The 15039-nt window shown below is 63.7% G+C and carries 16 protein-coding genes; 9 read left to right on the forward strand and 7 right to left on the reverse strand.

The genetic code is table 11. The features are described from left to right. Positions 1 to 279: 279 nt before the first annotated feature. From ACSS7Z_RS09135 to ACSS7Z_RS09145, 3 genes are read right to left on the reverse strand one after another with little or no spacing between them, the layout of a single operon-like run. A complete protein-coding gene (locus ACSS7Z_RS09135; RefSeq protein ID WP_438254293.1) occupies positions 280 to 1719 on the reverse strand; it encodes a GNAT family N-acetyltransferase in 1440 nt (479 codons plus the stop codon). A gap of 34 nt (positions 1720 to 1753) precedes the next feature. After that, a complete protein-coding gene (locus ACSS7Z_RS09140; protein WP_438254294.1) occupies positions 1754 to 2329 on the reverse strand; it encodes a hypothetical protein in 576 nt (191 codons plus the stop codon). Beyond that, complete coding sequence (locus ACSS7Z_RS09145; RefSeq protein ID WP_438254295.1) at positions 2326 to 2868, reverse strand: HXXEE domain-containing protein; 543 nt, start codon at positions 2866 to 2868, stop codon at positions 2326 to 2328. The genes ACSS7Z_RS09140 and ACSS7Z_RS09145 overlap by 4 nt, the downstream gene beginning before the upstream one ends. A gap of 56 nt (positions 2869 to 2924) precedes the next feature. Between ACSS7Z_RS09145 and ACSS7Z_RS09150 the strand changes: the two genes are divergently transcribed. The 7 genes from ACSS7Z_RS09150 (at position 2925) to ACSS7Z_RS09180 (ending at position 9075) form a co-directional block, all read left to right on the forward strand. Continuing rightward, a complete protein-coding gene (locus tag ACSS7Z_RS09150) occupies positions 2925 to 3590 on the forward strand; it encodes a TetR/AcrR family transcriptional regulator (protein ID WP_438254296.1) in 666 nt (221 codons plus the stop codon). 154 nt (positions 3591 to 3744) lie between these two features. Then, positions 3745 to 4677, forward strand: a complete 933-nt coding sequence (locus ACSS7Z_RS09155; RefSeq protein WP_438254297.1) for an ABC transporter ATP-binding protein — start codon at positions 3745 to 3747, stop codon at positions 4675 to 4677. A gap of 3 nt (positions 4678 to 4680) precedes the next feature. After that, positions 4681 to 5439 carry an ABC transporter permease gene (locus ACSS7Z_RS09160; protein WP_438254299.1) on the forward strand — a complete coding sequence of 253 codons (759 nt, stop codon included), beginning with the start codon at positions 4681 to 4683 and terminating at the stop codon, positions 5437 to 5439. Positions 5440 to 5448: 9 nt separating this feature from the next. Beyond that, positions 5449 to 6792: a sensor histidine kinase gene (locus tag ACSS7Z_RS09165; RefSeq protein ID WP_438254300.1), complete on the forward strand. Its 1344-nt coding sequence runs from the start codon at positions 5449 to 5451 to the stop codon at positions 6790 to 6792. Continuing rightward, complete coding sequence (locus ACSS7Z_RS09170) at positions 6789 to 7409, forward strand: response regulator (protein WP_438254301.1); 621 nt, start codon at positions 6789 to 6791, stop codon at positions 7407 to 7409. The genes ACSS7Z_RS09165 and ACSS7Z_RS09170 overlap by 4 nt, the downstream gene beginning before the upstream one ends. 578 nt (positions 7410 to 7987) lie before the next feature. Further along, complete coding sequence (locus tag ACSS7Z_RS09175; protein WP_438254302.1) at positions 7988 to 8224, forward strand: hypothetical protein; 237 nt, start codon at positions 7988 to 7990, stop codon at positions 8222 to 8224. A gap of 29 nt (positions 8225 to 8253) precedes the next feature. Then, positions 8254 to 9075, forward strand: coding sequence for an isocitrate lyase/PEP mutase family protein (locus ACSS7Z_RS09180; protein WP_438254839.1), 822 nt, complete (start codon positions 8254 to 8256; stop codon positions 9073 to 9075). Positions 9076 to 9283: 208 nt separating this feature from the next. Here the strand turns inward: ACSS7Z_RS09180 and ACSS7Z_RS09185 are convergent, their stop codons facing one another. Beyond that, complete coding sequence (locus ACSS7Z_RS09185) at positions 9284 to 9940, reverse strand: response regulator transcription factor (protein ID WP_438254303.1); 657 nt, start codon at positions 9938 to 9940, stop codon at positions 9284 to 9286. Positions 9941 to 9960: 20 nt separating this feature from the next. Further along, positions 9961 to 11517: a sensor histidine kinase gene (locus ACSS7Z_RS09190; RefSeq protein WP_438254305.1), complete on the reverse strand. Its 1557-nt coding sequence runs from the start codon at positions 11515 to 11517 to the stop codon at positions 9961 to 9963. 89 nt (positions 11518 to 11606) lie between these two features. Here ACSS7Z_RS09190 and ACSS7Z_RS09195 point away from each other — a divergent pair, with 89 nt between their 5' ends. Then, a complete protein-coding gene (locus ACSS7Z_RS09195) occupies positions 11607 to 12716 on the forward strand; it encodes a phosphotransferase (RefSeq protein ID WP_438254306.1) in 1110 nt (369 codons plus the stop codon). Between the two features lie 77 nt (positions 12717 to 12793). On the opposite strand, the gene ACSS7Z_RS09200 is transcribed toward ACSS7Z_RS09195, so the two are convergent. Next, a complete protein-coding gene (locus ACSS7Z_RS09200; protein WP_438254308.1) occupies positions 12794 to 13318 on the reverse strand; it encodes a hypothetical protein in 525 nt (174 codons plus the stop codon). A gap of 138 nt (positions 13319 to 13456) precedes the next feature. Between ACSS7Z_RS09200 and ACSS7Z_RS09205 the strand changes: the two genes are divergently transcribed. Next, positions 13457 to 14359 carry a tyrosine recombinase XerC gene (locus ACSS7Z_RS09205; protein WP_438254310.1) on the forward strand — a complete coding sequence of 301 codons (903 nt, stop codon included), beginning with the start codon at positions 13457 to 13459 and terminating at the stop codon, positions 14357 to 14359. Positions 14360 to 14366: 7 nt separating this feature from the next. Here the strand turns inward: ACSS7Z_RS09205 and ACSS7Z_RS09210 are convergent, their stop codons facing one another. Continuing rightward, on the reverse strand, positions 14367 to 14840 hold the full coding sequence (locus ACSS7Z_RS09210; protein ID WP_438254312.1) for a murein hydrolase activator EnvC family protein: 474 nt from the start codon (positions 14838 to 14840) through the stop codon (positions 14367 to 14369). Positions 14841 to 15039 lie beyond the last annotated feature (199 nt).

The following is a 15039-nucleotide window of genomic DNA, read 5'->3' on the forward strand; positions in this document are numbered from 1 at the left end:
ATCCGGCGCTTCGTCGAGGATGCCCACAACATCACGCGGTGGACCGATGTCGCGGATCGGGGCGGACACTTCGCGGCGCTAGAGGAGCCCGACATGCTCGTCGACGACGTGCGGGAGTTTCATAGGTGACCCGCAATGTCGGCGCATCACCTGCAGGACCTCTCGGCGATCAGCTGGCCGCACGAAGTACGACTCTGCGCTACACATTGCCACACCCCTCGATTTCGCTTCGTGTCGCGAGTCTGAGCGCGAGGATGATTGACGCTGAGCGGCGACCGGTCAGAAGACTTGGGGTGATCGGTCAGCGGTAGACCGCGAGGTGGGGTCCTGCGCGAGCTTCATCGACACAAGTTCAGTGAATCCGACTCGTCGGGCGAAGCGCACCTTCCGGCGCTTGTACACCGTGAAGCCGAGCTTGGCGTAAAGGCTTAGGGCTGGTGCGTTGGTGTCCTTGATGTCCTCGAGCAGATATTCGTGATGCCCGGGCTGCGCCAGCAGGTGAGACAGCAACGCGGTCGCGACGCCGCGACCCTGATGAGCTGGCTCGGTGGCGACGAACCCGATCTCGGCGAGCCCGGGCTGGGCATCGTCGGAGGGGCGCATAAACCAGCTCCGGATCACCACGTAGCCGAGCAGTCCGCGCGCCAGCCCAAGGTGATGGCGAATCTCGCGCAATCGCGGCGCGAACAGCGTCTGGTCGCCCCCGGTGAGCGAGGCGAGGCCGGCGGGCTCCCCGTCCACGAGCGCGATGTAGAACCGTTTGAGAAGCAGCATGTGCTCGAACGCGGCAGCCAACTTGTCGGTGTCGCGCGAGAATGCGACGAAGTCCTCTGCGAAGCTGCGCACGTATACCTCGGTGATGCGGCGTCGATACTCCTCACCGAGCTCGTCCCCCCGCTTGATCACGACCATTGCATAGACCATCCCGTCCACTCCGCTCGTCATGCTCCCGCACGGGTGCGATTCCGTCCCACGGACACGTACCGCGCCATCCGCCGGGGCACCGGACCCGGCCGAACTGTCGTCTGGCGCGATTGAACCACCTTCCTCTGGGTGCGCGTCCCTGGCCACGCCGTGGGCGTCCGTCGGTACGCTCTCGTCCGTCTTCTCGTTTGCGGTGAGCTCACGTCGACGGCGGCGACTGGCTGCGATGCGATCGATGGCGATGCCGAGGACAATTGCGACGACGACGCCCAACACCGCGCTGAGGAGTGGCTGGTCCTTCAACCACCGTCCTGCGAGGATGCCAATGCCAGCGCTGTAGATGGCCCAGGTCGCGCCCGCGAGAGCGCTGAGAGGCAGGAAACGGGGCCAGGGATAGCCGAGAGCGCCCGCAGACATGTTGACTGCGACGCGTCCGACCGGGATATAGCGGGCGCCCAGGATCAGCGGGGCACCGCGGTGCCGGAGGGTGCGCTGCGCCCGCTCGAACACAGCGACGATGCGAGGGTGGCGCATCCAGCGGAACCGCGCAGGGCCGACAGCCCGACCGATCGCGTAGGCGATGTTGTCGCCGATCATCGCGCCGACCGCGGCCACCAGGCAGAGCAGGAGTATGTTCGTGCTCCCCGTTGAGACGGCCACAGCTGCCGCCGCGACAAGCACGGTCTCACTGGGGACAGGCGGGAAGAAGCCGTCGACGAGAGCCGTCGCGAACATGACGAGATAAAGCCACGGCGAGGCAGCGGCCTGGAAGATGAGTTCGTTGATGACGTCCACCCTTCGGTGCTACGGAGCAGGGTCCGCCGGGGCATCACGCTGGGCTATCGACATCGTCATACTCCAGCGTGGTGTTGGGGGAGGAGGACTGCCGAAGAAGGTGCGGATCGACGGCACGGATGCTCACGCTGCGCCTTGCCTTGCGTATGCAGTCGATGCTGTTCCAGACCGCGATGAAGATGATGATGACCGCGAGGGGTTCTGTGGGTACGCGCCAGTCGGTGTTTCCGTCTAAAATCCCGGCCAGTTGCTGGGGCAGGTCAGGCGCGAGCAGAACGTCCCGCATGAGGAGAGCGACGATGAGAATCGCACCGACGATGGTCGTGAGTACGTTGATCCCAGCGAGAACTGGCGTCCATCGTCGGGACAGCCACACGGCGACCGTGATGACGATATCAACGATCAGCAGAGCCACGATCATCACCGGCCAGATGGTCGCCAGGTCGGGATTGAGAACCTGTATCTGGATGCCGTCTTGTGTAACCCCGCCGAATTGCCAGAGGACTAGGGCGGTCGCTGCGAGCAAACAAACCACCCAGGCGATAGTGCCCGGCAAGCCAATCTGCCAATCTGCACCTGTGGAGGACGGGGACGGCTTCGAAGGGGTCACGAGATCGCCGAGATAATGGGTGCGAGGGTGGCGGCGATGAGGAGTGATCCCATCACGATCGCCACGGCAGCGATCACGGTCATCACCACTGTGGACACTGTCCATCGCACGGGCGGCAGCGTGCGCACGATGATCAGGCCTAGCGGAAGCAATATGAAAAGACCGCTGATCACACCGGGCATCAGGCTCCAGGACGCCACACTGATGACGAGGTGACTGCCAGCGTTGATGAGCAAGGCGTAGGCCACACACGCCAGCGCCTCGGCGCTCCACTCCGCCCGGGTCGACACCGCGATTACGGCGATTGTGACTACCGCCGCAGTCACGAGTAGGAGTGCGAGTCCGAACTGTGCTTGGTCTCCGTGTAGTGACCGCCCCGGCATCCAGGGGTGTGCAGCTATCCAGCCGGTCAGGCCGAGTAGCCATTCCTCGGCATTGTGCAACGCTAAAGCGACGATAGTCGCCGCCCAGAGTGCTGCGAGGCGTGTTTGGGTGGGCAGTTCGGGCTTCGTGCCTGCAGAATCTACGTTTTGTACCATCTCACATCACTCTCTTACGATCGTATGGGCTTCTCGTACGAGTGTATGATGATCTCATGGAACACGCAATAGGGGATGGTAAGCGCCGGGTGGCCGAGGCGTTGTGGCGCGTTGTTGCCAGGGATGGCATGACAGGGGTCAGCGTGCGGACTGTGGCCGCAGAGGCCGGCGTGAAGGGAGGAACAGTCCAGTACTATTTCCCGACGCGGGCTCAGATGGTGCACTTTGCCATGGAGTTGCTTGCCGATCAGTTCACCCAACGAATCACTGCTATGCCGCGGACCGGCCCGACGCACGAATGGACGCGGGCAATCTTGCTCGAACTGCTCCCGCTCACAGCGGAGCGCCAGCGAGAGTTCAGGGTTTGGCTCGCCTTCACTACCCATGCCGATACGAACCCAGCACTGACCGAGCTCAAGCACAGTTTTTCTATCCAACTCGGGGCGATGTATCAGCGTCTTCTCCGAGCCAGGAGGGCAACATCCCACAGCATGGATGAAGGCTTTCACCATGAAGTCAATCCGTCTGACGGCACGGAAGTGGCAATCCTCCAGGCTGTCATCGACGGTTTATCGCTTCAACTTACGGACCTGGATCCTGATGAGGCAGCCGGGTTGGGTGCCCGTCTCCTTGATCATTACCTCGCCAAACCTGATGCTGATCCAATCGAGGTCGACAGGATTGGGCCCCTGCTTGAGGCCGCCGAGAAGTCTCCCAAGTGAGACGGCGAGCCTGGAGGCGTCGAACATCACAGATCGGGGGCTTCAGGCGCTCCGTAAGGTGCTCTGATCCACCAAACGGTGGAGGCGCGAATCAACCCAAGCTCAGACGCTATGGGCGATGTGGCGGTGCACGGTGTCCCCGTAACTTCGCAGTATGACCGCAATAGAAGTACGAAATCTGCACAAGCGTTACGGGCAGCACGTTGCCGTTGACGACGTCTCTTTCACCGTTGAAGAGGGGGAGATCTTCGGCATCATCGGGCCCAACGGCGCAGGCAAAACGACGACCGTCGAGAGCATCGCCGGCTTGCGGGCGCCCGACTTGGGCTCGATCTCTGTAATGGGACTCGACCCGATCAAGGACCGGGCGGAGGTGCGTGAGCGACTCGGCGTGCAATTGCAGGAGAGCAGCTTCCCAGACGCGATTAAGGTCGCCGAAGCCCTCGAGCTCTACAGCTCCTTCTACCGGGACCCCGCCGACTGGCGCGAGCTCATGGAGCTCCTGGGTCTCACCGAGAAACGCAACACGCAGTACAAGGCGCTCTCAGGCGGTCAGAAGCAGCGGCTTTCGATCGCGCTTGCGCTGGTCGGCAACCCGAAGGTCGCGATTCTCGACGAGCTCACGACGGGATTGGACCCACAGGCGAGGCGCGACACCTGGAGCCTCATCGAACGGGTTCGTGACACGGGCGTCACGATCCTCCTCGTCACGCACTTCATGGATGAAGCGGAGCGCCTCAGCGACCGGATCGCCATCATTGATGGTGGCCGGGTTGCGGCAGTGGATACGCCGGCAGGGTTGATCGCGCAGGCGAGCGCGGTACAGCAGGTCCGGTTCCGTGTGAGGCAGCCGCTGGACAAGAGCGTCCTGACCGGGCTTCCCGACGTGACCAACGTCGAGATCACCGAGGGTCGTTGGCTGGTCACCGGCAGCGGACAACTGCTGAGCGGCGTCGCAGGGGCTCTCGCCAGGGCGGAGGTCGTGGCGGAGGATCTCCGCGTCGACCAGCGCAACCTCGACGATGCGTTCGTGGCCTTCACTGGCCGCGCCCCGGAATCCCCAGAACCCCTCGAGAAGAAAGGCTGACCCATGTCTGCTCTTACGAACATGATCAAGGTCGAGACGAAACTCTTCCTCCGAGACCCCACCACCGTCATCTTCGGTGTGCTGTTCCCGACGGGACTCCTACTCGGGCTGGGCGCCATTCCTGCACTCAGAGAGTCGACGCCGGAAACCGGAGGGCTCCGATCGATCGACGTCTGGGCGCCGACCGCACTGGTATTCGGGATGGTGATGATCGCCGTGCAGCACATACCGACTGTGATCGCGACGTATCGTGAGCGCGGCATCCTGCGGAGGCTGTCGACGACTCCTGCGCATCCGCGCAACGTCCTACTCGCGCAGATGATCGTCGCGTTTGCCTCCGTTGTAGTCTCCGCGACACTCATGATTTTCGTCGCGTGGGCGGTGCTGGATATCGCGCCGCCCGAGCGGCCGCTGGAGTTCGTCGTCGCCTTCATCGTCGGCTATGCGGCACTGCTCGGGGTCAGCATGATCTCCGCCGCCGTGGTCCGCACGAGCAGCGCCGCGAACCAGATCGGCACCCTGCTGTTCGTTGTGTTGATGTTCTTCGGCGGCGCCTTCCTGCCCCGTCTCATCATGCCCGAGGTGCTCCAGAATGTCGGCGAATTCGTGCCGCCCGGGTTGCAGGCTCTCACCGCCGCATGGTCCACAGAAGCGGGCGAGATCACCGCCGGGGGGCAGCCCTTCTGGCTGCAGATTGCAATAATGGCAGGTATCGCAGTGATCGGGAGCACGATCGCCGCGAAGCTCTTCCGCTGGGAGTAGGTGGCGAAGATGAGGGATCCCTGGGCCGGTGAGCGCCCGATTTCTGGGACGCACGAATCCGCCATCGCGGAAGAGGCGGAGAACGCGAATCGTTCCCGGTTGGCCTGGAAGAAGGATCAGCTGCGGGTCTGGGATCTTCTGCAGTTGTTCACACCGTGGCTGTTGCTGACGATCTCGTCGGTGTTGTATTTCTTCTGGGGTCTTCCGGTCTCTGGTGAAGGCTTCTGGCCCGAGGGCGCATCTGTCCTCGGGCTGGTCGCGGTATCCGTGCTGTGGATACTGGTCGGGCACACACTGCCGATTAAGAGGAGGACGCTCCGGCCCGTGCCGACGGCCATCTACTTCATCGGGCTGCTGGCCCTGTGCGTCATTCTCATGACGTACTCCGATATCTTCCTCGTCTTCACCGTTGCGGGTTTCTTCCACGCATACCTGCTCACGCCGTGGCCGTTGGGCGTGCTCGGGGTCCTGGCCACCTCCGTGGCCATCAACAGCTCGGCGATGCCCGTGTGGGTGAACCCAACTCCAAAGCTGATCGCGGAGTTCATCCTGATCACCGCCGTGCAGACTGTGGCAATCGGAGTGGGCATCTTGCTCACGGCGCGCAGCGAACCCATGGAACGCAAGCGGGAGGAACTCGTTGAGCGACTCGAGTTGGCACTGCACGAGAACGCCGGGCTACACGCGCAACTGGTCGCACAGGCGCGTGAATCCGGGGCGCAGGATGAGCGACAGCGATTGGCGAGCGAAATTCATGACACGCTGGCCCAGGGTCTCGCCGGCATTATCACGCAGCTCCAGGCAGCGGAGCGTTCCGCGAGTGTGCAGGGCGAGAAGGAAGAGCACGTTGTGCGTGCACTTCGTCTCGCGCGCAGCAGCTTGACCGAGGCCAGACGGTCCGTGCAGGCGCTCGCTCCCGAGGAACTCGGGCGAGCTCACCTCCCAGACGCATTGCGCACGTTGACCGAGCGATGGTCGGAGGACCAGGGGATAAGAGCTCAGGTGAAAATTACCGGCGCCCGAGAGCCATTGAGCCCCGCCATCGAGGTGTCGCTCTTCCGGGTCGCGCAGGAGTCGCTGACCAACGTGGCGAAGCACGCGGAGGCCTCGCGCGTCGGCGTCACGCTGTCGTACACGGGCACGGAGGTGATGTTGGACGTGCGAGATGATGGACGCGGGTTCTCGAAAGCGGTCGGTACCGGCTTCGGCCTGACGAGTATCCGCCAGAGGATCAGGGGCGTTGGCGGTCATGTAGGGGTGCAAAGCGCACCGGGTGAAGGAACATCCGTGAGCGCGCGCGTTCCGGCTATTGCGCCCGGGGGTGCGGGGCCGAAGGAGGAGAGAGACCGATGATTCGACTAGTGATTGTCGACGACCACCCGATCGTCAGGGGTGGACTTCGCGACACCTTCGCGGGCGTGGAGGACATCGTCGTGGTCGGCGAGGCCAGTGACGGCGCCGAGGGTATCGAACGGGCGACGGAGTTGGCAGCGGATGTCGTGCTTATGGACCTTCGGATGCCCAGAATGGACGGCGTCGCTGCGACCGCGGCGCTGCGCGAGCGAGCCCCGGATGCCCGAGTGCTGATGCTGACCACATTCGACAGCGAGAGCGACGTGCTGCCGGCGATTGAGGCGGGTGCGATCGGATATCTCCTGAAGGATGCGCTGCCCGACGAACTGATGCGAGCGGTCCGTGCAGCCGCGCGCGGAGAGTCGGTACTCGCGCCGTCAGTGACGCAGCACCTCATGGGGCAGATGCGCAGGCCCAGTGCCGGCATGCTGACCGACCGAGAGAAGGACGTGCTGCAATTGGTCGCGAACGGCAGTTCGAATCGAGACGCCGCTGCAGCGTTGTTCATCGGCGAAGCGAGCATCAAGACCCACCTGCAGCACATCTACGACAAACTCGGAGCTCGGGATCGAGCCTCGGCGGTTGCCGAAGGCTACCGCCGTCGCCTGCTCACGTGACGCCCCGCCACGGGGTCGCATTGCCTGCAGCGGACATAGGAGACCGGTTCCACGGCAGTGCGTATCGTCCTGTTTCGAGCTATTACGAACTCGAAACATGACGATTGGGCACTGTCTTGTATGTCTCGCACTATTGAGTCACCGATCCAGATGGATCGACCTGCTATTGGGAGACTGCTTGAAGACCACTAATGCTGGCAAGGACGATTCGTGAGGCGAACACTCCTGCGGCGATCAGGCCGATGATGGCGAGGACGCTGCTGACCAGATATGGCGTATCGCCGGCAAACATGGGTGCAAAGCCGATCCCGACGTACAGGGCGATGCCGGTTGATCCGCCCAACTGGTCAGAGGCTCGCTGGACACCGGAGGCGATCCCGGCATCGTGTCAAGCGCGGTCACCCATGTGACGGGGTGTGTGACTGAGCCTGCCTCCACGACATCGAAGACGAACAGAAGCGGCGTTGCAGTAAGCAACGCTGCGCCACGCAGGTCAAGGACGCGATCTCTCCCTTTCGTGCAGCACGGGACGCATTGACGACGATCGAGCGTATCGAACACTGTCGCGGACGCGAGTGGTGCCGTTCCTGATCGGCGACGCGATCAAGGTCGCCGCGATGGCCGCACTACTTCCGGCGATCTGGCGCGTCGTGGATCGCGCCCGCGGGAGTGGTGCGCTGTCTCGCGGGAGTGTCGCAACTAACTTCCAACAGCCCGTGACTCAAGCACGCAGTGCCTTTCGTTCGATGCTGGGTTCGTGCGACGATGGATTCGTCCTGCCCACGTTGTCTTCGCTGCACGAACAGGAGAACTGATGCCTCGCGTAACCACCCGCCTTCGCGCCATGCTCCATGATGGAGGCATACATCTCGCGCCAGGGGCCTTCGACGGGCTGACCGCGCGGCTTGTAGAAGAAAGCGGAAGCGAGCTCTTGTACGCGAGCGGTGGGGCGATCGCGCGGAGCACGGGCGTCCCAGACATCGGACTGCTGAGCCTCAGCGAAGTCGTCGCCCGGCTTGAGCAGATCGTGGAGGTCACGTCGCTCCCAGTGATCGCGGACGCCGACACGGGTTTTGGCAACGCGGTGAACGCCGTGCACACATTGCAGCGCTTCGAGCGTGCTGGTGTGGCGGGAATGCACCTGGAAGACCAAACCTTCCCCAAGCGCTGTGGCCATCTCGACGACAAGTCTTTGGTGTCGTCCGATGAAATGGTACAGAAGATCAAAGCGGTGGCAGCTGCTCGAGCCGACCCGGATTTTGTTCTTATCGCCAGGACCGATGCGATCGCCACAGAAGGCTTGGAAGCGGCGCTTGAACGGTCTCATGCCTATCTCGACGCGGGTGCCGATGTCATTTTCGTCGAGGCGCCAGAGACGGTCAAACAGATCGAGGCTATTGCTCACGAGATCCCGCAACCGAAGCTGATCAACATGTTCCACAGCGGCAAGACTCCGCTCGTTCCACGCGAGCGCCTCGCCGAGCTCGGATATTCACTGATCATCGTGCCATCAGATCTACAGCGTGCCGTCATCACAGCTGTTCGCGAGACCCTTGAGGCACTCAATCGTGACGGAGACAGCAGCGCTGTACAGAATCGCATGGCATCGTTCGACGATCGAGAGCGCATCGTCCGCACCAACGAGTACCTCCGACTGGGGACATAGCCCAGTAGCACCTGGTTAGGGGACTGCTGAAGGTTTGGCCAAGTAGAAGTCCCCACGCCGGTGGCACACGCGGGGCGTAGTGGATGTCCTGGGCGAGTCGTGTTGACGGCTTGCTAGAGGCGTAGTGGCCTGTTCCGAGAGGTGAGGCACTGCGGTCGGCCTGCCACGGGGTTGTGCCGGTCGGCTCTATCGTGTTCGGGGCAGCAGATCATGGCAGCCGGTAGCCGACCCCGCGAACGGTCTGGATCTGTCCGGTGCCGAGCTTCTGACGGAGGTAGCCGATGTAAACATCGACCACGTTGGAGCCGGGGTCGAAGTCGTATCCCCATACCCGGCTGAGCAGCTGTTCGCGGCTGAGAACCTGGCCGGCGTTGCGGACGAGCTCCTCGGCCAGGGCGAACTCGCGCGCGCTGAGTTCGACATCAACCGCGCCGACGCGGGCGCGACGGGTGCGCACGTCCAGATGCAATGCGCCGTGCGTCAGGTCAGTCGTGGCGCCAGCCTCGTCCCGTCGCATCCGCAGTCGGATGCGCGCGAGTAGCTCGTCGAAGCGGAAGGGCTTGCCCAGGTAGTCATCCGCGCCGCCCTCAAGCCCGGCGATCGTGTCGTGCAGTTCTACCCGGGCGGTGAGCATGATCACCGGCAGCCGCGAGCCAGAGCCGCGCAACTGCTCGAGGACCTGGAAACCGTCGAATCCCGGCAGATTGACATCGAGCACCATCAGATCGAACTCATCAGTCTGCGCAAGGTGGAGTGCCTCGGGCCCGGTCGCTGCGACGCGTGTGGCAAAGCCGGCTGCGCGCAGCCCCTTCTCGATGAAGCCGGATATGCGCGGCTCGTCATCGGCGACAAGGATGGATGCCACAGGTTACTTCCTTCGATCGATCATCGGGTCGGGGTCGGGGTCGGGTCGGGGTCGGGGTTTGGGTCGGGGTCTGGCCCGGGCAGAGGTGGTCGTGGTGGGATCACTGGGCCGTCGGGTGGTGGCTCAGCAGTTGGACCCGCGCCTCGGGGAAGGCTCAGAACGAACACGGCACCGCCACCGACGGCATCCGCGACGCGCACGGTCCCGCCATGTGCGCGCGCAATCACCTGCACGATGTTCAACCCCAGGCCGCTCCCGGGCTTGTCTGCGGCGTTGGAGCCGCGGTGAAAGCGCTCGAATATCTGACTCTTCGCATGCTCGGGTACGCCCGGGCCGAAATCACGAACCCAGAACTGCACGTGCTCGCCGGCATCGGAAACGCCGATCTCCATCCGTCCGTCGGCATGTGTGACGACGTTCTGCGCGAGTTGCAGCATGGCTTGGGTTATCCGGGCCGAATCGAGCATCGCCGTGCCTCCGGCTGCGTCAGCCACAGACACATCAGCACCGTCGATTCCACTCGCTTTGCGTGCGATCTGCGCCAGCAATTCGGCAACATCCATCGCATGCGGATCGATCGGTCTCGGGCCGTGCAAGGCAGCGGCACCGGCCAGATCTTGCACGAGATCGGCCATTCGATCCAGCTCATCCATCGCCAGCGCACGGGTCTCCCGAGCATCCGTCGGATCGTCCGGATTCATGACCTCGATGTTCCCCCGCACGATCGTGATCGGGGTCTTGAGCTCGTGGCCGACGTCACTGAGCAGCTGTCGCTGCGAGTCGAGTGCAGCATCGATGCGATCGAGCATCGCGTTCATTGTCTCGGCGAGCTCGGCCACATCGTCGTTTCCCACGATGTCGAGGCGCTCGTTGAGATTCTGAGCCGAGATCCGCTCTGCGGTGGTGCGCATCTGGCGTAGCGGACGCAGCAGACGCGTTGCAACGATCGTGCCGGTGGCAGCGACAACGACGATGACGATGAGAGACGCGATCACAAACATCCGCACCGGTTCGTTGAACTCGGCAAGCTCCGCATGCAGGTCGTACACCATGACGAAGACGACTTCTTCTGGCGCAGACGATCCCTCGACGGAGACAGTCGTCGCCAGATAGCGCCACGCCACACCCCGCTCAGCGTAGGTGCCGATGATCGCCTCGCCGGGGTCGAGTTCCCGATCCACGTGGGCCGCGAACATCCCCTGATACTGCAGATCGAGATCCAGATCGAACCCGGGCACGAAAGTGATCACGCCGTTGACGAGTCCCATGGCGCCGGTGTTGTCATCCGGGCTCATCCGCTGCACGACCACGGCCAGTGCGTCCGAGGACGATGCCCAGGGACCGGCTTCCGGATCTGGCGATTCGACGATGAAGTGCGCGGATTCGAGGTTCGCGTGCAGCCGCGCATCCACCTGTTCAAGAATCCGCTGACGCTCGACGAGATACACCGACAAGCCAACGGCAAACAGGCCCACTGTGATTACGACGGTGATCGTTGCGACGATGCGGGTACGCACCGAGACCGCGAATCGACGACGACGCCTGCGACCGGAGTCGTCCTTATTTCCTGCTGCCACGTGTCAAGTATCCCGAGTCCGGAGGGTCTCAGCCTCTTCCTAAGAGAGATCTCATCCCATTGTGCGCCCACTCATGATGCAATCGTCAGGTGAGTGCCAACACCAAAGTCTCGGAGCGAGACCTTCTCAGCGAGGCCCTCGGCGTCTCGGCAGCGACGATGACTCTGCACTCGAAAGAGCCCTTGGGTGCCGGATCGGTCACGGGCATCGAGGTGCCGGGCGCGCAGAATCTGCTGTACTACGTGGACACCTCGCAGATTACCGTCGCCGCTGAAACCGGGTGGGCGAGCGAGGATACGCGCGTGTGGATGCATCCGGCAGACCCGCATCTGCCGGCACTCGCATCCATCTCATTCGACCACGCGGCCACGGCGCTTCTGGAGCGCCTGGGCTTCACCGCGACGAGTGCCCCGGAGTTCATCGCCTATCGACCGGGTCGCCGCGCAGTGCTCCGCGTGGCTGCCGGGGACGAGTCGGTCTGGGTCAAAATCGTCCGCCCCTCGCGCGTGGAATCGTTGGTGCGGGCGCACACGGCCACGGCCGATGCCGGCATCGGAGTCCCGTTCGTGCACGGGTGGTCCGCCGAGGGCATGGTGATCATGTCGGCGGCGGCGGGAACGCCGGCGACCGATTTTGCGTGGGAGCCGGAAACCCTGCTCGACGAGACCGATCGGCTGCGGGCGCGGTTCTCGAGTATTTCCTGGACCAAGCGGAGCCCTGGGGCTGAGCGACGTATCCGCTGGTACGAGTCTCGCGAGGTCGACGGTACCGCGGACCTCCTCGACAGCATCCGTACCCTCATCGGACGCATCGACGGTGGGCGCCCTCGCACTGTCGTGCACGGCGACCTGCACTACGGCCAGCTCTTCCTCGATGATCAGGGTCAGATCTGCTCAGTGATCGATGTCGACACCCTGGGTATTGCCGATCCGGCGGAGGATGCTGCTGCGTTCGCCGCGCACGCCATCGCGAGCGCACGCTTGACCGATGCGCATAACCGCGCACGCGTCTGGGACCTGGCCGATGGCGCTCTCGCGCGTTGGGGAGATGACCCGTTGGTGCGCGCTTTGACAGGTGTGCAACTACTCGGTCACCTGATCGCGGCGAACGACAGACGAGATGCGGATGCTGCGGACCAACTACGAGCATCGGCTCATGCAGTGCTGGACGGACGGATGCCGTCAACCGGAGCGAGATAAGAACGCTCTCATCCGCCCTTTGGATTGACCTTAGGGAGGGCGACGAGGATTGAATCATCCCGATAACAGGGAGACAGTCACTGCACACGGACAGAGGAAACAGATATGAATACACGCAAGAAGTGGATCGTCACGGGAATCGCGGGTGTCGTCGGTCTCAGCGTCGTCGCCGGCGGTGCCGCGGCGGTTGCTAGCACGATGAACTTGCAGACCACGGATGGAACGGTCATCCCCGGTGGTGCCATCAACGACAGCTCCGGCGTGCTCAGCGGCAAGACGGTGCACTTGAAGGAGACGAACTCCAGCGTCACGGTCGTCAGTGCACCCTCCGCGGCGAACGTCACTTCTGCCGTGTCGGCTGTCTCTGCGGTGTCGGCCGCATCGGCCCCGGCGCAGGTTTCTGCGCCCAGCCCGGTTTCTGCACCCAGCCCGGTTTCTGCACCGAGCCCGGTTTCTGCACCGAGTCCCGTGTCTGCCCCGAGCCCCGTCTCGGCCCCGAGTCCTGTCTCAGCTCCGAGTCCGGTGTCTGCACCGAGCCCGGTGTCCGCTCCGAGCCCGGCATCCGCCCCCAGCGCAGCGTCGGTTGCTTCGGCAGGGTCCAACTGACCTATTGGACAGGGTCCTATTGACCCACTGGACAGGTTCGAGCCCCGAGGATCCCTCCCTGATTCTCGGGGTTCGCGCTGTCTTCGCCCGGCGAGGCATTCAGACAGTCCGGCTGAAATAGGCATGCTGGAACCATGAAGCTGTCCGCTGCGGCTGCGTTGTACGCCACGCATCTTGAGAATGTGCGCCGTTTGTCGCCCGCGACGGTGCGCGCCTACCGCTCGGATCTGCGGGACCTCGCCGAAGCGACCGATGACGGCGTGCTCCGAGAGATTGACCTGGAGTCTTTGCGCGACTGGCTGTGGCGTGCCACCCAGCGCGGCGACGCACGCAGCACACTCGCGCGCCGTGCGGCTTCTGCCCGCTCGTTCTTCTCCTGGGCTCATGAGGAAGAGCTGATCAACACCGATCCCAGCCTGCGACTGGTGGCGCCGAAACGCGGGCGTTCGCTTCCGGTAGTCGCATCGCGGGATGGGATGCGGCAACTGCTGGATGAACGCCGTGAGATCGCCGTCGACGGCGATCCGATTCACCTGCGTGATCACGCGATCCTCGAGCTGCTCTATGCCTCTGGCATGCGGGTATCGGAGCTGTGCGGAATCGACGTCGACGACGTGGATCAGGACCGCGCGACTGTCCGGGTGCTCGGCAAGGGGGCGAAGGAGCGGGTTGTTCCATTCGGGATCCCCGCCCGCGATGCACTCAATGCCTATCTCGTCCGCGGGCGGCCGGTGCTTCTGGCACGCAGTGCACGGGCGACTCCGGCGGTGATGCTCGGCGTGCGTGGCGCTCGTGTCGGGCCGCGGGCGGTCTACACGATCGTCGCGGACGCCCTGGGGCCGGTCATCGGAGCGGATGCCGTCGGCCCGCATGCTCTCCGGCACTCGGCTGCCACTCACCTGCTTGATGGGGGAGCAGACCTGCGCGCCGTCCAGGAGATCCTCGGGCACGCGAGCCTGGGGACCACGCAGATCTATACGCACGTGTCTTCGGAACGACTGACAGCGACCTACCGGCTCGCCCATCCCCGCGCCTGAGAGCCGGTTATGCGCAGCAGGGGAGCAGCACCGCGCGCGGCACATCGCTGAACAGCAGCATCGGATTGATGTAGACGTCGTTGAGGCGAACCCCGAGGTGCAGTTGATCGATCGGCGTGTGGCCGCCATGTGCCACTGTGCCCACCTCCTCACCAGCGGCGATCGCTGTTCCTACTGAGAGCTGTGAACTGACCGGCTCAAGAGTGGTGACGAGCCCGTCGCCGTGATCGATGGTGATCAGCGGCCGGTCGACGACGACGCCCCGAAAAGCGACGACACCGTCGGCTGGCGCATGAACGACGCTGCCGACGGCGACCGAGATATCGATGCCGCGGTGACCGGGGCCGTAGTCGTGCGTCGGCGCTTGAAAGGGTGTGACGACGTGATGTACGCCCGGAACCGGCCACTGCCATGTGCGCGGCAAATCCGGCGTGGCAACAGCGGGAATCGCCGCGAGAAACGTGGACAGCAAGAGGACCACGCACCTGCGTGCACCAACTCTCAGGGATCGCATCAGGCCATCCTGATCGATCGTGCGGCACGGGCCATAGCTGCTACCCACTTTTCGTTGAGAACACGGGTCAACTCCGCTTCAGTGCAGAAGCAGTGGATGCGACGCGATCCTGTACACTTGAGGTCGCACCTCGATCTCGAGGTGACTACGCGTGCCCAAAGCGATC

Source organism: Microbacterium wangyouchuni (assembly GCF_051546305.1).
GTDB lineage: Bacteria > Actinomycetota > Actinomycetes > Actinomycetales > Microbacteriaceae > Microbacterium.